24 protein-coding genes are annotated in these 19,771 nt (G+C 31.1%); 15 read left to right on the forward strand and 9 right to left on the reverse strand.

Translation table 11 applies throughout. From position 1 onward, the window contains the following. The first annotated feature begins 157 nt into the window (after positions 1-157). The 4 genes from CHELV3228_RS05315 (at position 158) to CHELV3228_RS05330 (ending at position 2,671) form a co-directional block, all read left to right on the forward strand. Entirely contained in the window at positions 158-1,099 is a 942-nt protein-coding gene (locus tag CHELV3228_RS05315; RefSeq protein WP_082199876.1) for a TrbC family F-type conjugative pilus assembly protein, read from the forward strand. Between the two features lie 2 nt (positions 1,100-1,101). Then, positions 1,102-1,497, forward strand: a complete 396-nt coding sequence (locus tag CHELV3228_RS05320; protein ID WP_082199877.1) for a hypothetical protein — start codon at positions 1,102-1,104, stop codon at positions 1,495-1,497. A 171-nt stretch (positions 1,498-1,668) separates the two neighbouring features. Next, positions 1,669-2,235, forward strand: coding sequence for a YopX family protein (locus CHELV3228_RS05325; protein WP_082199878.1), 567 nt, complete (start codon positions 1,669-1,671; stop codon positions 2,233-2,235). 10 nt (positions 2,236-2,245) lie between these two features. Further along, positions 2,246-2,671: a thioredoxin domain-containing protein gene (locus CHELV3228_RS05330; protein ID WP_082199879.1), complete on the forward strand. Its 426-nt coding sequence runs from the start codon at positions 2,246-2,248 to the stop codon at positions 2,669-2,671. 196 nt (positions 2,672-2,867) lie between these two features. On the opposite strand, the gene CHELV3228_RS05335 is transcribed toward CHELV3228_RS05330, so the two are convergent. Further along, complete coding sequence (locus tag CHELV3228_RS05335; RefSeq protein WP_082199556.1) at positions 2,868-3,188, reverse strand: type II toxin-antitoxin system PemK/MazF family toxin; 321 nt, start codon at positions 3,186-3,188, stop codon at positions 2,868-2,870. Then, positions 3,182-3,418 carry an AbrB/MazE/SpoVT family DNA-binding domain-containing protein gene (locus CHELV3228_RS05340; RefSeq protein WP_082199557.1) on the reverse strand — a complete coding sequence of 79 codons (237 nt, stop codon included), beginning with the start codon at positions 3,416-3,418 and terminating at the stop codon, positions 3,182-3,184. The genes CHELV3228_RS05335 and CHELV3228_RS05340 overlap by 7 nt, the downstream gene beginning before the upstream one ends. A gap of 1,738 nt (positions 3,419-5,156) precedes the next feature. Here CHELV3228_RS05340 and CHELV3228_RS10080 point away from each other — a divergent pair. Next, positions 5,157-5,318 carry a hypothetical protein gene (locus CHELV3228_RS10080; protein WP_156890193.1) on the forward strand — a complete coding sequence of 54 codons (162 nt, stop codon included), beginning with the start codon at positions 5,157-5,159 and terminating at the stop codon, positions 5,316-5,318. A gap of 44 nt (positions 5,319-5,362) precedes the next feature. Here the strand turns inward: CHELV3228_RS10080 and CHELV3228_RS05350 are convergent, their stop codons facing one another. The 3 genes from CHELV3228_RS05350 to CHELV3228_RS05360 all read right to left on the reverse strand — a co-directional run bounded on the left by CHELV3228_RS05350 (position 5,363) and on the right by CHELV3228_RS05360 (position 7,753). Then, a complete protein-coding gene (locus CHELV3228_RS05350; RefSeq protein ID WP_082199881.1) occupies positions 5,363-5,623 on the reverse strand; it encodes an AbrB/MazE/SpoVT family DNA-binding domain-containing protein in 261 nt (86 codons plus the stop codon). An 88-nt stretch (positions 5,624-5,711) separates the two neighbouring features. Continuing rightward, entirely contained in the window at positions 5,712-7,403 is a 1,692-nt protein-coding gene (locus CHELV3228_RS05355) for a BRO-N domain-containing protein (RefSeq protein WP_082199882.1), read from the reverse strand. After that, complete coding sequence (locus CHELV3228_RS05360) at positions 7,400-7,753, reverse strand: hypothetical protein (RefSeq protein WP_082199883.1); 354 nt, start codon at positions 7,751-7,753, stop codon at positions 7,400-7,402. The genes CHELV3228_RS05355 and CHELV3228_RS05360 overlap by 4 nt, the downstream gene beginning before the upstream one ends. Positions 7,754-7,902: 149 nt before the next feature. Between CHELV3228_RS05360 and CHELV3228_RS05365 the strand changes: the two genes are divergently transcribed. The 10 genes from CHELV3228_RS05365 (at position 7,903) to CHELV3228_RS05410 (ending at position 13,149) form a co-directional block, all read left to right on the forward strand. Next, complete coding sequence (locus CHELV3228_RS05365; protein ID WP_082199884.1) at positions 7,903-8,979, forward strand: DUF3825 domain-containing protein; 1,077 nt, start codon at positions 7,903-7,905, stop codon at positions 8,977-8,979. Positions 8,980-8,997: 18 nt separating this feature from the next. Further along, positions 8,998-9,186 (forward strand): hypothetical protein, encoded by a 189-nt coding sequence (locus CHELV3228_RS05370; RefSeq protein WP_082199885.1) that lies wholly within the window; start codon positions 8,998-9,000, stop codon positions 9,184-9,186. A 146-nt stretch (positions 9,187-9,332) separates the two neighbouring features. Next, entirely contained in the window at positions 9,333-9,842 is a 510-nt protein-coding gene (locus CHELV3228_RS05375; RefSeq protein ID WP_082199886.1) for a hypothetical protein, read from the forward strand. After that, positions 9,835-10,143, forward strand: coding sequence for a hypothetical protein (locus tag CHELV3228_RS05380; protein ID WP_234981001.1), 309 nt, complete (start codon positions 9,835-9,837; stop codon positions 10,141-10,143). Before CHELV3228_RS05375 ends, CHELV3228_RS05380 begins: the two co-directional genes overlap by 8 nt. A 57-nt stretch (positions 10,144-10,200) precedes the next feature. Next, complete coding sequence (locus tag CHELV3228_RS05385) at positions 10,201-10,431, forward strand: CopG family transcriptional regulator (RefSeq protein WP_082199887.1); 231 nt, start codon at positions 10,201-10,203, stop codon at positions 10,429-10,431. After that, positions 10,421-10,711 (forward strand): type II toxin-antitoxin system RelE family toxin, encoded by a 291-nt coding sequence (locus CHELV3228_RS05390; protein ID WP_082199888.1) that lies wholly within the window; start codon positions 10,421-10,423, stop codon positions 10,709-10,711. Before CHELV3228_RS05385 ends, CHELV3228_RS05390 begins: the two co-directional genes overlap by 11 nt. Positions 10,712-10,810: 99 nt before the next feature. Continuing rightward, positions 10,811-11,242, forward strand: coding sequence for a DUF2442 domain-containing protein (locus tag CHELV3228_RS05395; protein WP_082199889.1), 432 nt, complete (start codon positions 10,811-10,813; stop codon positions 11,240-11,242). A 33-nt stretch (positions 11,243-11,275) separates the two neighbouring features. After that, positions 11,276-11,683 carry a hypothetical protein gene (locus tag CHELV3228_RS05400; protein WP_082199890.1) on the forward strand — a complete coding sequence of 136 codons (408 nt, stop codon included), beginning with the start codon at positions 11,276-11,278 and terminating at the stop codon, positions 11,681-11,683. Between the two features lie 12 nt (positions 11,684-11,695). Continuing rightward, positions 11,696-12,418: a DUF2726 domain-containing protein gene (locus CHELV3228_RS05405; RefSeq protein ID WP_082199891.1), complete on the forward strand. Its 723-nt coding sequence runs from the start codon at positions 11,696-11,698 to the stop codon at positions 12,416-12,418. 95 nt (positions 12,419-12,513) lie between these two features. After that, complete coding sequence (locus CHELV3228_RS05410) at positions 12,514-13,149, forward strand: ribonuclease HepT family protein (protein WP_082199892.1); 636 nt, start codon at positions 12,514-12,516, stop codon at positions 13,147-13,149. Positions 13,150-13,205: 56 nt separating this feature from the next. Here CHELV3228_RS05410 and CHELV3228_RS05415 read toward each other — a convergent pair whose 3' ends face one another. The 4 genes from CHELV3228_RS05415 to CHELV3228_RS05430 all read right to left on the reverse strand — a co-directional run bounded on the left by CHELV3228_RS05415 (position 13,206) and on the right by CHELV3228_RS05430 (position 19,766). Continuing rightward, positions 13,206-15,842, reverse strand: coding sequence for a conjugal transfer protein TraG N-terminal domain-containing protein (locus tag CHELV3228_RS05415; RefSeq protein ID WP_234981003.1), 2,637 nt, complete (start codon positions 15,840-15,842; stop codon positions 13,206-13,208). 285 nt (positions 15,843-16,127) lie between these two features. Beyond that, positions 16,128-18,296: a conjugal transfer protein TraN gene (gene traN, locus CHELV3228_RS10085; RefSeq protein WP_115588762.1), complete on the reverse strand. Its 2,169-nt coding sequence runs from the start codon at positions 18,294-18,296 to the stop codon at positions 16,128-16,130. Beyond that, on the reverse strand, positions 18,277-18,594 hold the full coding sequence (locus CHELV3228_RS05425; protein ID WP_082199893.1) for a hypothetical protein: 318 nt from the start codon (positions 18,592-18,594) through the stop codon (positions 18,277-18,279). The genes traN and CHELV3228_RS05425 overlap by 20 nt, the downstream gene beginning before the upstream one ends. Further along, a complete protein-coding gene (locus CHELV3228_RS05430) occupies positions 18,579-19,766 on the reverse strand; it encodes a hypothetical protein (protein ID WP_082199894.1) in 1,188 nt (395 codons plus the stop codon). Before CHELV3228_RS05430 ends, CHELV3228_RS05425 begins: the two co-directional genes overlap by 16 nt. Positions 19,767-19,771: the final 5 nt, after the last annotated feature.

Below are 19,771 nucleotides of genomic sequence, written 5' to 3' on the forward strand. Positions count from 1 at the left end.
ACAATTATACATAGTAGTATAATAACAATCACTAGAATTGAGTGGTTCAATTAACTCACCTCCCAACAGGGCGGTAAATTAACGCCATCGGGTTGCAGCCCTTTGGCGTTGCACCCTAATGAAATTATACCTAAACTTCTTTAATCTCTAAAAAACGATGAAAAAAGCCATTTTATTTTTAACAAGCTTTGCTTTGTGTTTAAGTGCAGAGGATAATCTTACCAAAGAACAAATCTTTGAAAACAAATACCTTAAAGATAAAGCCGCAATGCAAAATCAAATCTCTACTGATACGCTCTATAAAAACACCAAAGATTTTAATCTCACAAAATTAAGAGGGGATACTAATCTTAGTAAAGAACAAATCAATGAAAGATATAATCCTAGCTTTTATGAAAGTAAGGAAGCAAACAAGAGTGCTAAAGAAGTCTCAAATCTAAGACGAAGCGAGAGCTTTTTAAAAGAAGTGCATAAAAATGAAGATTATATCTTGCACGATAAGAGTATGAACTTTAGTGAATATTTAGGTGCATATTCTAAAAACACAAAAGAGCTAATCAATCAAATGGAAAATCAAAAGCACCTAATCTCTCAAAACAAATACCTTAATCCTAATGAAAAGCTTTTTATTGTGATTTCCTCATCTATGTCAAAACAAAGCATACAAAATTATTTTAAATTGCTTCAAAATGTTAATACCGACATTACCTTTGTGCTTCGTGGCTTAGTGGGTAATGATGTGCGTTATATTAATCCTACAAGATTATATATCCAAGACTTACTCATTAAAAACCCAAACAATAAAGATAAGCAAGATAAGGACAATGTCTATTATTACAATATACAAATCAATCCTAAAATCACTAAGCATTATAATATCACTAAAGTCCCAGCCGTTATCTTTATTAAAAATTACAATCCTATCCTAGAGGATTATCAAGCCCTCCCACAAAACCCTGATGAAAACGAAGAGGTTTTTATCGCTTATGGTTTAACTAGTATTGATTATGCTTTAAAAGCAATTAATCGAGAAGCAAAAAGTGAGGGCTTAGAACGCTTACTTAAAAATATGAATCAAAACTTTTATGAAGGAAATTAACAATGAAGGAAAAAGCAAAAATCATTATCCTAAATCAAATAGGATTAGGTATAGAAGATAAACTCTTAAACACCCTACTTGACTTTGTGCTTCACTATAAACTGAGCTTTCATAATGATTTACATAGTGCCGCCCTTTTTATAGAAACAGCTATTAGTGAATTAAAAGATAAACACCATTATAGAAAACTCAGTCTAAGACAACAAGAAGAATTTAAATCCTATCTAGTCCATCAAGGATTAATTAAAGCCATAGAAGAAAAAAGTCTTAAAGCACTTTTGCAAAACTCTAAAATACTAAGTCATAAAAATAAAATCAAATACGAAACAATGCTAAGTTACTTAGCTAAAGTAAGAATTGATAGAGAAAAACAAGGTGGAGCTTTTTTAAGTAAATAAACTACCACTATCCTAAACTAAGAGCAAAACTAAATCTTGCTTTTACTCTAGGGTAGCTTTTAGGGTGTGATTAATCTATGCGAAGAGCAATATTATTAATAGAGCTTGTAGCAAACACCAACAGGGACTAAGGGCTATCCTAGTTAAAATTAAAATTTAAAAGGATTGACAATGCAGTTAGAAGACACTCAAACAATGGAGTTGAAAAAAGTAGGAGCTAAGGACACTAATGGAAAAGAAATCTATGAGGGGGATATTTTAGAGGATTTTGTCTCATCAAGAGATGAAGAATTATCCTTTATTTTTTATGCTCCTCATTTAGATATGTTTTATATCTATCATTTAGGTAAAGGACATTTTTCTATTAAGTGGCAAGCAGATAAGGACCGATTATCTAAATATAGAAAAATAGGAACCTATAAAGATAAAAAACTATTTAAAAAGATTAGATACGCATTAGAAATTGAATACGAAGAAGATTATACGGCATGTAAAATTATACACTTAGTTAGACTCATAAGGGGAACTTTATTCTATGAATTTCATAAAGATTTTTTTGAAGAGCTTTCTAAAAGAGCTATTGAAAAATACAACGAGGAAGTCAAAAAAAAGTGGCTTTATAAAAATAATGACCCCATTGACCCAAATGATTATACTTCTAAGGAATCCCCAAATCCATATTTTCCTAACGAAAAAGAAGCAATGAGGGCGAACTTTAAAGCTAAAAATTATTTTTAAGGACACAACAATGAAAACATTTAAAATTTTATGCCTAGCATTACTATTAGCCTTAAGTCCTCTTACTTTAGAGGCTAAAATCTATGATGATATTTACACGGCTCAAAAACAAGCCTTAAAAGAGGCAAAGCTTATGGTGTTTTTTGTAGTTTCAAATCAGTGTCAGCATTGTCATAAGCTTTTAAATGATGTGATGAATAATACAGCCTTAATGAAATATTTAGAGGATAATTTCATCGTTAGCATAGCTGATTTAGAAAATGGTGGCGTAATCCCTAAAGATTTAATCTTTAAAGGCGTTACACCTACCACTTATATACTCACTCCCACAGGCATTGTTATAGGCACACCGATTGAGGGGGCTATAGAATCGGATATGCTTTTTACCTTGCTTAAAGGTTTGGAAGAATATAAGAAAGGACAGTTAGGGTTTTAAGACTAAAAGCTTTCTTTGCTTGCTTTTTAAAACTCAACTTTCCTTTAATGTTTTATTGTTGTAATTGTAGCGTAATTCAATGGGCGTCCTTGTCGCCCACTTCTTTTAACAACAATCCAACAATCTTTCGTCAAATATTTTTATCAAATCATCTAAAAACACTTCTATTTTACATTGTGGTAATTCTTGGAAAAATCTACTCAAACATTTGCCTTAAAATCTCTTTCAATTCTTTTTGCTTTTTTGGCTCCAAAACAGCAATTTTATTTTTAAATCTTTCAATACTAACACATCTTATTTGGTCGCATAAAATTTTAGCTTTCTTATTTTCAAGAGTAAAATTCACTCTATAAGGTGCTTCAAAACCTTTTGAGCTAATGGGTGCAATCAATCTTGTTTTAAGATAACAAAGTTCATTAGGGGATATAATAACACAAGGTCTAATCTTTTCTATTTCTGCTCCACGAGTGGGATTTAAATCAATCCAAACAATATCAAATTGTTGCCATTTTACCATTGCCACTCTTTTAAATCTTCACTCAAATAATCCTCATTTACCTTTTCTTTTTTAGCCTCTTTTCTTAAAGCTTCACTATCCCAACCACTTCTAACATTTTTTGTTTTAAGCAATAAGCCTTCTTCTACAATTTGTAAATCAATGACACTATTACGCAAATTAGCTTTCTCTATCAAAAGCTTAGGGATTCGAATCCCATAAGAACTACCGATTTGAATTAGCTTTGTCATTATTTTTTCCTTATTATAATTATTTTATAATTATAAAATAGAAAGGTTAATTGTTTTTATTTTAAACTACCGCAAATTAGTTTTTGACCAACAAAATATACTAAAAAACAATCACACATATAAAAAACAAAATTGCAACGCTTGAAATAATTATAATTTTGTATTTTGTAAAGTTTTCAAAATTGATAAAGGTGCAACCTAATACACCAAATAAAGCAGTAAGAAAACTTAACAAAATAGCTTTATATAAATCAATCATAACTTTTAATTCATCTTTTTTCGCCATATGAAGATTATATTTCTTACAATTTGAATTTCTTTCAAAATGTCTTTGAGTGTGTCTATATCTAAAGTTTTAGCTTCCATTGTTTTTCCTTGCATTTATATGACATAGTTGTAGCATATTTTGATAAATTTTTCAAGCGTAAATATGGGAAATAGGCACTTTATTGGCATAGTTAAGGTTATATTTTGAAGTTACTAGGATAAACTGAAGTTTTAAATTTAACTATGATTTTTTTTCGTGTCTTTTGGGTTGTAAAAATATAAAGCTATGCACCCCATAACACAAATACCAATAATGATTTTATATGCTAAATCTAAAGCCTCCATTATTTACTCCCTTTATAAGTTAAGTATGCACCAAATATCACAAGGGCTATTGTTGATACTAGGCTTAAAATATTATAGCTTCCATCTTTGAATAATGGGGTTATAATCCCCAAGGCAAAAACGATTTTTGCAAAATCAAAAGAAAGCTTACCCAATTCTTTTAACAAGTCCTTCATGGTTAAAAATATAGCACAAATAAACTAATTTAACAAATTTAATTTATTTGCTTTTATTTTTGGTAATGATATATAAACGCATTTTCTTACAATTATTTTATTATAAAGATTATTGTCTTTCATAGCGAATTGTGTTATAATTTTTGTTATGAGTAAAAAAGATAGAAATTGATATTTTAAAAGCGTTAGTGTTAGCTTTTCTTACTGCATTATTTGGTATTTTTGGTTACTCGTGTTAAATTATAGTCGTGTTAATTTGATACAAGCATTATTTATTGCTTTAGGTATTATTCTCGCTTGTATCCTGTTGTATGTTTTTAGCAAAAGAATATACAAGATTTTAAAACAAATTGAGGAGTTAGAATAATGTTAGGAATACTATGTGCCATTTTTGCTTTAATTGCTTTTTTTGGTTCTGCCTTGATGTTTCTTAAAATGCTTGAAAAAGCTAATTAAATACATTGCTAAAAAACTTGATGAGTTGGAAAGGCTGGATTAATGGCACTTTTTATAGCTATTTTTGCGATTTTAACATTTTGCGGATTATGCTTATATGGAGCTATCGCAATTTCAAAGTAAAATTTTTAAAGAGAATTTGTAATGGCTGAAGTCTTAGTATTTATTTTAGCTTCCTTTGTTTTAGCTATCCCCTTATTAGCTCTTAAAACTTTGTTTGATATGGATAAAGAGAAAGAAAAATAACACCACGCCAAGTAAAAAATAAGATTAAAAAATCAATAAGAAATTGATAGATTGGAGGATTTATAAATGGCTGAAATTATAGTGTATCTTATGGCTTTATCTCTTTTCATAATTCCTATTATGGCTCTTAAAACTGCGATAGATATAGACAAAGATTAAAGGATATGTTATGGCTATTATTATTGAAAATGTTAAAGAGGGATTTTTACCTGCTCTAAAGAGGTCTTACTAAAACTATGAAGGCAAAGATGAAAACAAAAAAAGAAAGCTTAGATAAAGAGAGTTTAGACGCTCCAAAATATTACACACTTGAAAACTCCCCTGCTTTAAACAAAATTAGAAATGATTTTGAAAAATTACCACCTGAAAAGCAAGAGCAATTAAAAAATAAGCTAGAAATGGATGAGTAAAAATGGGAATTTATGTTGCTTTATTTGGAATTTTCGCTTTTGCTTTAGCTATTGTTTGTTTGGTTAAAATAGTCAAAACTTAAATCTCTACTTTGTGGAATTTCATCTTTTTCTCTTTTTAAAGGCTCTTTGAAATCACCGAGTGCTTTAAAGAAGCTTTGCCACTCATTTTTTTGCTTTTTAGGACCAAGAATTAAATTATTATCTAAAACTTGTATATCAAATTCTTTAATGTTTTTCAAATCAATGGCTTTTGGGATTCTAATTGCCATAGAATTGCCACTTTTAAAAACCTTTGCCAACATATTTATCCTTTAATGTATAACTTTTCTAAAAAGTATATGCAACAAAAACTAAAGATAGGCTTATTTTGTAAGCCCATTTAGAATTAAACTAAAACAAATCCTCTTTTAGTCCCTCTATTTTATAGATTTCTATATTTTTAACGGTCTTAGGCGAAAAAACAACTTGCACATACATATTAGGACGACTATCGGTTAGCTTCATCTTTGCATAGCCTTTTTCAATGGCATAGGCTGTAGCTATCATCTTCTTATCAAAATAAGAAATGATATTGTAGCCAAGTAGCACCTTTCTAAGCTCATCTTCTTCAATATGACACACCTTTGCAAGTTGCGTAAATAATAGACCACCTCCCCTATCAAAAACCTTTCTCAATCTTTCATTTTCAAGTTTAAGCTGTTCGTTTTCAATTCTTAAAGCTTCACTTTTGTCTAAGTATTCTAAGGCGAGTTTTAAAGACTCTTTGTGTGAGAGAATATGGGTGGGTGCTTTTTCATAGTGATGATTTTCTTTTGAATTATTTACGCTATAACTCCCACTCTTTCTAATGCTAGGTAAAACTTCATTAATGACCCATTGCCTAAAATCTCTAGCCTTTGGTTTATCACTACGCATAAGCATAAAATAAAGTTGTGGTTCGGTTATCATTGTAAATTCTTTAATGCCATAACCTGTGTTAAAGCTACATATATTTAATATAGGTAGCTCAAATTCCTTTAAAATAGCATTTTTGATATTAGCAGGGTTTTCCATTTTCAAACTATCACAAATATCTCTTAAGCAAAAAAGTGGTTCTCCACTCTCATCTTTGATAATCCTTATCTCTTGCCCCTCTCTTTGAAAAATAAGTTGATTGCTTTTAAGAGAACTATCCTCAGCTTTTTCTTCCAAACTATCTTCAGGGTTATCATAATTTAAAAAAGCATTTTCTCTAGCGATGTCTTCTTGTGTTCTTTCATATTGTAAATAATTATGCTTTAAATTTGGAATAATATTTTTTGCCAAGCATTTTAAAAATTCTAAAGCTTCTTGAGTTTTTAACTTATAAATAAGACTTTTAAGAGCTTTAAATTCCACATAAATTTCATCAACTTCTCTTTTGATATGACTTTCTTTAAAGGTTCTAAATTTAGCCTTTTTAAGTTCTTCTTGGGTAAAGCTTTGCAAGAAATATAAAAGCTCGGTGTCATTTTCAAGTCTAAGAACTGCTTTAACCGTGTTAAGAGCAAAAAATATTTTTTCATAAATTACCATTATATCAAGCTCATAATTTTTATAAAAAAAGCCATTGCATTTTGGATAATCATTTTCAACAGCTTGTGTTATTTGAGCTTGATTTGGCAAAGAAATGCTAGGAAAAGTTGTTTCTTCAACTACTTCAATATTAATAACACTATCAAAATCTTGTTTTGTTTCTCTAACAATTTGTTTTTCGGTAATTTTTGATTGTTTTACCAACTCAGGCAAGGCTTTAAGCCAAGCTTGTAATTTTGCAGTATCTTTACGGTGCATTTTTCTATTGTGAATATGCTCTGCAAGATGAATAACATATTCAAGTTTTGTGAATAATGTGTTTGCTTTATTGCTTGAATTTGCGGATTTGACAAGAAAAATACGAAATGCCTCTTCGCCAAATTGATTTCTGAAATAATTTCTATAATGGCTTATAGTAATTAGCTTTAAAAGTGCTACAATGTCTAAAAAGCAAACCATTATTTCATCATTATCATCTACAATCACTCTTACATTTTTGTTTTCAAATTTGAGGTATTGAAATATCATCTTTTGCCCCCTTTGCTTTTTAAGTATTGATTAGGATTGTATCCGAGGTCAAAAATGAGATTGGCAATTTGTGTAAGTGCCGAATAATCCTCATAAACAATAATGTTATGGATATAATGGAGTAAGAATTTCATTATATCCTCGTCATCAAATTTTTGAGTAGAGCGAGTGCAACTTGAAATATCTAACTTGTAAGCGGTGTGATTTTCTATGCTAGATATAATTTCAAGTAAAACCTTAAGTTTCTCAGCCTTATCTTTGCTTTGTGAAAAAGCGTAAAGCTGACCGATTAGATAATCTGCGAGGTTAAATGATTGCAGGGGCTTTACCCCCCCCCCCCCCCCCCGCATTTATGCGTGGTGTATTCATGGATTTCCTTTCTTATCGTAAATTAAAAATATTTGTCGATATTATAACATATTATTATTACTATACATAAATTAAGTTATATTATAATGTTTCTTGAAAATTTAAGATATTTATTTTTTAAGGATATTTTATGGAACAAATTATGGAAAAAGCTGCAGAAGCCTTTAACGAGTTAAGCAAAACAAACGAGCGTGTAACAACCTCTAATGTTAGTGCCTATATGAAAGATAAATATGATATAACATTACCAAAAAATACAAAATTAAAAACTATTTTTGAAAAAATGGGTTATGAAATCCATACAAAAGAAGATGAGCCTAGTGTAGTTTATATAGTTGGCAAGAAAAATGTCAATGATACAGCTCAACAAAATAATGCAAAATTAGACAAACCATTACCAAGCAAATCAAAAATAAATAAATCAACATCGGCAGAGAAACCAAAATTGTTTCAAATTGTTTATATACCTGACATAGATTTGCAAATTTCTAAATTGGCAAGAAAAGCTTCGCTAGAAAATTGGGGGAAAGGCAACAATGTGCTTTATAATTATTTTTTAAAATATTTTGAATTTATTTATGAAAATCCAGATTTTCCAAATTTGATTTCATATAACGATGACAAATCAAAAATGTGTTTTCATACAGGACTATACTATGCCGATTCCGATTCTCCAATATATGCTTATTGTGAAATATACAAAGAAGGATATAAATTTAAAGATTTTTGTTCTGGAGGACATTTCTTTTTGAAAGATTTAAATCTACCAAAAATTCTTGAAACTTGTGAAGATTTTCAAGAAAAAATAGTTTTTAATCCAGACTTAGATGTAAGATTTAACGATGAACATGTATCAGCAAGGGCAAAACAAAGGTTGAAACATATTCTTGACTTTGATGTATTGCAACCTAAAATATTTAAATATATATGTGAAGGGGAATTGAATTTTTTAAAAAAACGCAAAAATGAAGTGGTCAATGTCGTTCCAGCCATTTATAATAATGAAATTTGCTTTTTTATCCCTTTACGACTAACTAAAGATAATAATACTAATGCAATTTTGGCAGTTCAAAGAGAAATTGGTCCCGATGGAAAACATTATAATGTGGTTAAAACCCTACTTTTATTGGAGGAAAATATATATCAAATGGCTAGAACAGCTCAAAAAATTAATATTGGTTGGCTATCAAATTTCTTATTAGATTAGAAGGATAAAAAAAGGTTTATGAGTTTATGTAATATAGGGTTTTACACTTGTGTTTATCTTTGCATTTGTTTAGTTTGCTTTGTGGTTTCACTAAGACTAAATAAGCAAAGAGGATTTTTAGAGCTAATAAGATTTTTTCTAACCGTGCCTTTGGTGTGGTTAGAGCTTATTATAGAAAGTTTGAGGAAAAATAAATATTTAAAATAATTTAAATATAAAAAAGCTTATAATTTCAGTGAGGCTGTTTTTATAATCCACCTCAAAATACCGTATATTTAATCCAAATATAGCTAGAGGAGACAAAACAGCTTTGTCTTATGTAGCTTAAAATTTTATTGAAATGAGGTTATAGTATGGGACTAAAGGACAGTGTTTTAAGATTATCGGTAGCTTGTTCTATTGCTCTAATGCCTTTGCACTTAAATGCTGATTATTTAAAATTTGATAAAGATTTGACGCATATTAAAGAAAAAAAGAGTAATAATTTTGAGCAATTTTATAAAAATCTTTGCGAGAGAATTTATATAGACACTAAGTTTAATTTTTTGACATTAGCTCATAATCAAAAATTAATTAAAGATGAAAACGAAGCAGAAAAAATCAAAAAACAAATCAAAGTGCTTGATAAAGTTATCGATACGGCTCAAAAAAGAATTAACAATAAAAATCAAGAAATGTTTATTAAAGATAATGAAAAAGTCTTTTATGCTTGTGTAGCTTTAAAGAATATCTTAAATGAGATGTTAGATGAAGATTTTATGAAGATTGTTGGTAAAATGAGTAAAGAAGAATTAAATAATATCGATATTGTAAAATATGCAAAAGGCGTTTTAAAGGCTCAAATGGATAGTCAAAATGTCTAATTTTGATGATTTTAGTATGCAAAGTTATCTAAGAAAAAGATTTTTTAATATTTTACAAGATAAAGATAGGGATAAAGCCCAGCGTTTGCAAAACTATTTTTGTAGTTTTATTCTTGTTTATTATACAAGTATTTCTAACTTTTCTAAAGAAGAAAAGAAAGAGAATATTGAAAAATTTCTTTCAAAAATATTCAATAAAGAAGAAAGTATGATTTCTTCCATTTTGATACAGTTACACGAGTTTAAAGATAGCAACAATTCTAGAGATGAGTGTATGCAAGTTGCTTTAAAAATAAACTAAGCATTTTTAATATAATATATACTTTTTTATATAATAAAGTATATAAAAGGTAAAATAATGCTTGAAAATTTAAAAGCCGATAAGCTAATGATAAGTTTGCCTCACAGCCTTAACGAAGAATTAAAAGTCTTCGCTAAAGAATTTAATGTTTCTAAAAGCGGTCTTATATCCCAAGCACTAGATTTTTATTTTGATACTTTGGATTTAGAGCTTGCAAAACAAAGGATTAAGCAAAATAATAAACGCCTTAATTTAAAAGAAATGAAAGCTTTTATTGATGAGTTATAAGCTTGAGTTTGATAGCAATGTTACTAAAGATTTTAAACTCATAGGAAAAAGTGAAGCAAAAAATATTCTCACCTTTCTAGAAAATTTCGTGCAAGATTTTAATGATGAGCTAGAAAAACAACTTCTTATCAATGAAAGATTAAAAGCTCTTAAAGGTGAGTGGAGTGGATTTTATAGATTAAGATATAGAAGTTTTAGAGTCATTTATAAAAAAGAAAAAGAAAGATTTGTGATTTTTGTAGTGAGGGTGGGAAATAGAAAAAATGTTTATGGAAAGTAAGAATAAATAAGCATTTTTATTAAGAAATTTCATAAATATGTTACAATTAGCCATATTAAAGCTAAAGGATTAAAGAAATGCCAACACTTTTAAAACTCAATGGCTTTAAATTTTTTCTTTTACTCAAACGAACACGAGCTAAAGCATATTCATATTATGAAAGGTGAAGAGTTTGCAAAGGTAAATTTGGAAAATTTAAAAGTTGAGTTTAACAATTTAAAAGCAAAGATTTATCTTTTATCCTTGATACCATTAAAGAACCTAAAGATGAATTTGAAAGGAAATAGGATGGATACTTTAATTAAAGCAAAAAATGTAAGATTTGATGAAGAATATTTAATTGTTTATTTAGAAGATGAACGCATTATACAAACGCCTTTAAAGTGGTATAAGGAACTTGAAAATGCAAGTTTAAAAGAATTAAAAAATTGGCGTTTTATTTGTAATCATACGGGGATTGAGTGGGAAAATTTAGATTGTCATTTAAGCGTGGAATCAACGCTTAAAAACAAAGCTTATCAAGTGGCTTAAAGCTAAAAGGCTAAAAATTAGAAAGGAATTAAAATGCAAATTCATTTAACCATAGATAACGCAGACGAAAAGCTACTTAAGGCTTTAAAAGGTGTGATTAATCTTTATCCTAATGCAAAATTAAAGACGCAAATACCAACAAAAAGCAAAACAAAAGAAAGTTCTATGCAAAAAGCATTAAAAGAACTTAAAAATAAAGAGTATGAAAGCTTTAAAGACTTTAAAAGTTATAAGGAAGCTATGGCTAAAAGTATTAAAGCAGAATACAAGTTATTGCCAACAAAGACTAAAGACAAAAAGAAAACAACACTTAGCGAAAATGGTTACACGAAAGAATTTGAGGAAAGTATTTTAAGAGAAGCTAAACATATAAAAGAAAATCCACATTTGTATAAGGCTTATAAAAATGTGAATATAATGTTTAAAGACATTTTAAAATAACGAGAAAATACAATGTTAGTGTCTTTAATATTTTTATGTATCTTCATTATTATCTTGGCATTAGTTTTATTAAAAAATAATAATCAAACACATTTTACATATCAAAGAAAAGCAAAAATAAATAATGTTTCTCAAGAAAAGCAGACTAAAAACACAATTTATTTTTTAGGCGAAGAAATCTGTGAAGAATTAACTGCGGAACAAAACAAAGAAATTAGAAAAGCTCAAGCTGATTTCACTACCAAAGAAGGCTATTTACAAGAATTTGTAAAAACAAAAAATTTAATGTGGGTTGGTGAAGGTAAAATTTATTGGGAACTTGCAATGAGTGATTTTATAAAAAAGAATAATATAATGGTGTGTCCGCAGGTTGGTATGAAAGCTTTTTTGGAATGTAAAAACGGAAGCCAAGCTTATCAAGCTTATTCTACTCTTATAGTTGATTACCTACTCGTTAATAAAAATGATTATAAACCTTTTTGCGTTATAGAATTTCACGGAAGCGGTCATTATGGGAAAGAAAAAGATATTGTAACAAAATGTGAAGTAAGGAAAAATGACAAACTTAAAGAAGAAACATTGAAAAAAGTAAAAATCCCCTTGCAAATAATAACATGCGATGAAGTCTGCCAACAAAACAATAGAAATATCATAGACAAAAATAAGCTTAAAGATAGAATAAGAGAGCTTGAAAAATTTTTAACTCAGCAACTTCAAAATAGTTTCAAAAAATAATTTTGGTGTGTCGGTAAAATACTGTAAATTAAGCTTTAAGCTTGAAAAAATGGTAAATATGGTATAATTCAATAATTAGAAAAAAGGATAACACGATGAATACTAAAACTTTAGATATAACACAACTTGACACACTCAAAGACATTTTGAAAGAAATTCAAATTGTAAGAAAGATTGTAAGAGAAAATGGCGAAGGAAAAATTGCTAATGCTTTGAATAATGAAATTTATAAAAGAGCCTTACTACAATCAGTTACCAATGTTGTTGTAGATATTTTTGAAAAGCTTGATGAAGAACTAAGAAATCCTTTAGTAAATGAAATCAAATTTAGCAAAGCAACTCGTAATTTCATCGCCCATAATGATAAAGAACTTAATTTAAAAAAGGTTTATAATTTCATCAAATACAAGTTTCCAAAGATAGAAAGCTATATTAAGATGAATTTTGGGTTAGGGGAAAAGGCAAAGGTTTGCAAGAGAAAGAGCAATTGGTCCATAGCGGTTTGGGTAATATTTTTTGTAATATTAGGCGGTGCTATTACATGCAATTTTCTTTATTGGAATTTATCAGATTTTTTTGGACTTTTCTTTTTTATAATTTCAAGCATAGTTTTTTGTTTCATAGCTTCACTAATATTTGCTATGCTATTTGCTCTTATAAGGGGTAATACTTACGCACTATCGCCAAGAGCAACTAATACTAATGATTATTTTTGGTATTATAGAGAGTAATTTGACTATCTATAATACACAATAAATTTAATTTATACTTAATGCAACTTTGTGTTTTATTTAATTCCTCCCATTTTTCCATGAGTATTTTTATTAGCCTCGCTCTTTACATCATCTTTCGTAGGTAAAAATGCCGATGAAGTTGCATTTCTACCTCTTTCATTGACATTATCTTGATTAAGATTGCTTTGCTCTAAAACAGCTTGAGATGAACCACTGATATTTTCATTGAAATTTCTACCCATTGCTCTTGTGCCAAAGCTTTCGCCTGAAGTAGAAATACTAGCACCCACCTGACTATTATACTGTGCTAATTGTGCGGGGTCATTTTTAAGTAGATTTGTTGCGTGATTGCCAGCTCTTGTAAAGTAATCATTTTGCCCACCCACTCCAAGTTTAGAGAAATCTTTTCCATCAGCAGCTGCAAAATCTCTCGCCATAGCATTAAGAGTATTATCGACATTATTAGAATTTACAGCTTGAACTCCTTGTTCGCTTTGTGCATAAGCACTAGCATGGCTTTGCATTTTAGAGAAAGTATTACTATCCGCTCCTGAGAGAGTATTCGTCCAAGTTGAGCTTGTCCCTTTACTTTCTGAAAGAGTTTTAACAGAAGCTCTTTCGGTTGCCTCTTGATAAGCGGCTTTTTCGGTGTCGCTAAGTTTAGAACCTACGGAAACTTCTACACTTGTTTCAGCTCTCACTCCTGCGTTTGCCTCAGTGCCAAAGATTTTAAATCCTGCTTCTGCTTGTGCGTATGCGGAAAGTTTTGCTTTTACCGCCCCTGATATTTCTTTATTGTGAGCTATTTCTTGCAATACATTACTTGCGTAAGCTTTCTTGGTCGCTTCATCTGCTTTTTCAAGGAAAGATTTTGCTTCAGATAATGCTGCACTTCTTCCATCTTGACTCATTTGAGAATACAAATCACTAAATTGCTTACTCCAAGTTTTCGAATTAGATTCTGAAATGCTATTAAGAGTGCTTAATGAGCCTGAGCTTAAAGAGCTACCCGATAGAATGCCCCCTATATTTGTTCCCTTCATATTTGCATTTGAAATTTCACTATTATATGTGCCATTATTTAAATCTTGTTTTGTGTTATATGTTGTTAATACATCATCTACTGTTTTAGCCCCCTGCAAACTCTCAATACCTGCACTCTTAGCCCATACTTCATCACCCTTAGGGGCAGACATTTTGCTTTCGGTTGATTGTCCTTGTTGATTTGAAAAGCTTCCACCTGAGCCTGCCGCTTTCGTAAGAGAACCTGCAATACCTGTAGCTAAATTCACAAAACCCATCTCACTTCCTTTAGCTATGGCAAATGCTAAAAGAGGTGTCATCATAACCATATAGTTGATGAAGTTTGAACTTTCGGCGACTTTTCTAAAGATTAGCATATTATCACTCACGCTTAGTGCCACCCTACCCTCCGTAATCACACTCGCCACTTTCATTAAATTTAAATCATTAAGATAATTTATGATACAAAGAATAGGAGTCCAAAGTGTCATCCAGAGACAAAGAACAAAAAACATTCTAATATAAGAATAAGAAGCAAAAATAACGGATAAAATCGCTATAAGCCAAGATATGCCTATAATAATAGCCGTTAAATACGCTTTAGCTAGAGGCAAATAAGTTTGAGCTAATCTTCCCTGAGTTTGCATACTTGCAAAGAAATTTTGGTCTGCTATTGCCGTATTAGCCGCTACTGCAGCAGGGTCTAAACCTACGGATTTTGCAGTGTTAATAATGGCGTCTTGACTTGCAAATAAAAGCATAGATTGTTGCAAATAAGCTCTCGCACTTGTAGCTTGTGTGTTAAAGATTTGCACCGCCCCTTGAAATTTTTGCTCATAAAGTGCCTTATCTTTTTCAAATCCAAGTAAAGCTGTATGTAAAGTCTGAGCCATATCCATAGAATTCATAATATCTTGTTTGATTTTCGCTCCAGCTTCGGTGCAAGGAAACATATCGCTTGTTTCAGCACCTGTTGCTTTATCGGTTTTGTAATAAAGTGTTAATTGCGAACCTCTACCTATAGAATCGAATAAATCATCAATAAAATTATCGCTTTTGCCATAAAGCTCTCTACCGTTTTGATGAAGTCTTATACCATGAACCACACAATTTCTAAAAAATAAATCAAGATTTTTTTGGGCTGTTGGATTAATATTGCTAAGTTTTATTTTAGGCAAACTCATCATCGCTTCAAGCGAAAAACCAAGTCCAGCACTAGAAAAATTAGCAGATTGTGGAGTTGAGAAATACTTTTCCATACCATCAAGCATAATCTTTTCAAAGTTAGACATTAAAGCAAAAGTCGCACCTATACCTGTTGGAATTTGAGAAACAATATAGTCCTTACTTGTAACTTCATCGTGTATCATAAAGCGGTGTTTATCGTCATTTGGAGCGGTAAGAAAAAAATACCAAACCACAGCAAAAAGACCAAACATTTTCCCTATTTCAAGCACAGATGAGACTCTATCGTCTCCTAATTTCTTAATAGAGAATATCAACAAAGCTATAGCCATAGCTGCTTTAAAGATATAATCAGTTTCTAAAATAATACCCTTAATAGCCTGTAAAATCTCATTGATTACATCACCATACCCCCAAGTATATATTAGCTGAGAGGACGGAATATTTGTCGCACTGAGTGCGATACTCGGAAAAATAAACAAAAACAATAAAAACACTTTTTTCATAAAACATTTAAGATTAAAGAAGCTCAGATATAATTTCAAAGGGTGGAGTGCCAAAGGTTGCCGCCCTTGACACTTAGATTACCGCCCAGAAGGGAGGTGTTTGATAGTGAATCACAAAATTGTAGTTGCAATTATACTACTATGTATGATTGCTGTCAAGGCTTTTTAAAGCCACCTCCCTTTTTGGGAGGACTACAATACCCTTTGGCATTATACTAAACTTCCTAATCTTTACTCCTTTCATCAATTTATTTTTTATTCTTAAGGCTTAGGAACAGCATTTTGGATATTCTTATCAATTCTTTCTTGTATCTTTAAAGAATCTGCTTTGATTTGATTAACATCAATGCTTCCTATAATATCTGCGATAAACTCACTTAAATCTATCTCACTAAAATCTAGCTTTTGAAATTCTTCAGGTTTAAAGCCCACACACTGAGGACTTTGAGGACTACCCCAGCCTCTACCTAGTTGTTTTCTGCCTTGCTCGTTAAAAATGCGTCCAAGCTTAGAATTAAAACAGCAAAAAGACTTTTTCTTCTCAACACAAATCTTTGCAAAACCTAGTCTTACTTTTTTAGAACAATATTCCCCTATCTCAACACAACGCTTTTGTTGATTGAGTTTTGCAAGCTTCTTTTCCTCTTCCTTGCAAGGCACTAGTCCCAAAAAGACATTGTCTTTATTGCAACAGCCTCCACCTAAAAGCCCTGCAAACATATCCCAATTTTTACAGCGATTATCCTGTCCGTTAAAAATAATAATATTTCCCGAGCAAGTGCCATCATCATTCCAACCATCGTTTTGAGAATCATTTAAGCCTACAGGCGTATCCGTATCCTCTATATCATTTGCTTCGCTATAACAAGGAAAAGGCGAACATTGATATTTATTATCTACTAAAACACACTCTCTATCTTTGTTAAAGGGGCAAGTCTTACTAGAACCCAAGCAATTCTTTGCGGGAGGGATAGAGCTATTACAACTATCCCCTATTCCGTCATTATTTGTATCAATTAAATCATTTAAGGAATTTGGCGAACAAATTCCACCCTTTTCTTTAGGCTGATACCCAGCAGGACAAGTATATTCATAGGCATAAAAAGGAATGCTTTGCACCTCTTCTTTACAATCTAAACTATTTCCAAAATCCCTACAAGTAATTCCTTGACCTACGGCTTCATATCTAAGCTCGTAGCTTCCTTTTTGTGTTCTAGTGCCTGAAGCAAATACAGGCAATTTATTAATACCTTGATGTAAAAAACTTTTAAGCTCAATATTTAAGCTTTTATCACTAGGATTATTTACATCACCGTAAATATCATTTGCAGGCTTTTGGGGGATATAATCAAGAGCGTCTTTAACATTATCAGGGTATTTCATAGGTTTCCACGCATTTCCCTTATCAAGCAAAGTAACTTTAGCATTTGGAGCATAAGGCACAACATAAGCATTTGTCTTTGCATTTGTGAGTTTAAAGCTTTCTACTTGGTCTAAATTTGTGATTTGAAGCTCTTTCTCTTCTAAAATCCCTATGGCATAATTTGCATTTTTGAGTGTAATGATGACTTTTGTTTTACCTGTATTTAAAACACCACCCTCTATCTTTTTACTTCCTCCATCTACAGCTTCATCTTTATTAACGCACTGAGTGAGTTGCACGGGACAAAAATACTCTTGCTTAGAGTTTTGCAGACAAGCTATATTTTTACTTTCTCCATTTGGTTTAAAATTAGGGTCATCGCTAAAATTCGTATTGCATTGCATAGTTGTAGAGGGTTTTTGGTCTCCCCCACCTGAACCTCCCCCTCCAGCACAATCAGGCAGTTTTTCAAATTCTAATAAGGCATAGTTTTTAATAGGGTTTTCATTAGTGCCAAAGTGATTGCCTAAATCAGCCCACTCTCCACTTGGAGCCGCCATAGCAACCCAATGTTCGCCTAAAGGACTTACTTTTTCTTTACCATTTACAATATCATATTGTTTTAAAAGATTGTCAGGCTGTTTGGAAGCAAAGTTTTTATAAGCTAAAGCTCCCCCTTTCACTGTTGTAAAACGAGAGCTATCATAAATACATCCTGCACTTCCTTCTTTGCAAAAGTTTTGCGTATAATTTGAATCGTGTATGCCTAGCCAAGCAAAATTTGCCCCCTTAACTAAAGAGACTAAGAAATCGTTTTCCGCTTTAGAATCAGGAATTGCTAAATAACCCTCACTATCTTCAGCTAACTTCTTTGCCTCATCAAAGCTCATCTTTTTAACTGTGGCTGTGTAATAGTGTCCGTTAAATTGTTTAAAGTCATTATAATCCGTGCAAGTAATCCCTGCTCCATAAGAAAGAGAAAGGCTAGTTAAAAGCAGTATTGAGCCTTTACTTAAAAAAGAAAACTTTTTTATATGTGTATCATTTTTAATGCTTTGAAATTTCATAAGTATCCTTGTGTAGAAATAAAGTGGTAAATATAAAGCTTTTTAAGGGCTTCGTGGATAGTTTTGTTGCAATGAGATTGAAAGAATTTTTGGTTATAATTATGTGGGGTGTTCGCCACAAGGTCATGCACCCTTGTAGCGAGTAATCTATGCCCTTAAAAGAGCAAAGATGAAAGCCATCAACTTCATCATTGCTGTAATTATACTTCTTAGTATGATTATTGTCAAGGCTTATTAGCCAAGTCTCGCTTTTAGCGAGGCTTTTGGTGAAGTTTCCTGTGGCTATTTTTTCGAGCATATCATATCCTTACTTGCCTCATCTAAGGCACTAAGCTGTGCTAAAGCCTCACCCATATCATTAATTTTCCCACAATTATGCTTTATGCTTTCATTTGAGTTTTTAATCGGGCATTTATTGTAATTATCCACGCACTCTCTAATCTCACTTTCATACACGGTTGTATTATCAGTTGAGTTCTCTCTATTTGTGCCATCATTAAAAGCAGAAGTATCCGTTTTTGCAATGCTTACTTCACAAAATTTAGCGTCAATCTTATCGCTTGTTTGAAGTGAGCCTTGATTTGTTTTTCCACTTTCCATATAAGAGAAATCAAGCTTATTTTTACTCTCATTTGCTTTAACGCTTTTATCCACATCAATAAAATCTTTTTTGATTTTTTCATCAAAAGCCTTATCATTACGCCCCTCTTCATTGTCCGTGCCTTTATAAAAGACTGAATAAGCACTATTGTCATTTTTCTTATCCTTTTGGGCTTGTTCTTTAGCTAAGACTTCTAAATCGCTATTGCCATTTACCTGACTTACTTCGCCATAATTATCACAAGTAGAATAATCTTGCCCTTTGTAGCTTAAAGCCCCATTTACATTATTTGCTTTAGAAATGACTAGGGAGGTGTTTTGAGTGAGGGCTGAGTAAATAGGTCCTGCAATATCATAAAGGATTTTATCTCTATTTTTCCCTGCTATACCTCCACAAGAATTGTTAATACAATAACACCCATTAAGATTATCCATACTTGTTTTTACAAGATTTATATCGCTTCCAAAGCTATACTGAAAGTATTCACAATTATTCCAAGTATCCTTATCACATTTAATTAAGCCTTGCGTGCATATCCCACTAATTCCTGCGAAATTCCACACCTTATCAAAGTTTCCATCGACATTTTTATCGAATTTGATTTGAATATTTATATCGCTTGTGCCTGTGTAATTGATATTTAAAAACTCCCCACTCTTACTTTCATCACACACAAGCTTCACATTTGCCTTTTGCTTCCCATCAACGCTTGTTAGCTCTCCGTCATTTGTAAGAGTATTAATGGCTGTGTTTTGATTAGATTTAAAATAGGAACTTAGCTGTGAGCCTAAAGCATTTCCTGCTTCATTTGCATTCTCTGCATAAAGAGAAGCAAACATTGCTAAACTTAAGATGATTTGTTTTTTCATTGTTT

The organism is Campylobacter helveticus (genome assembly GCF_002080395.1).
GTDB lineage: Bacteria > Campylobacterota > Campylobacteria > Campylobacterales > Campylobacteraceae > Campylobacter_D > Campylobacter_D helveticus.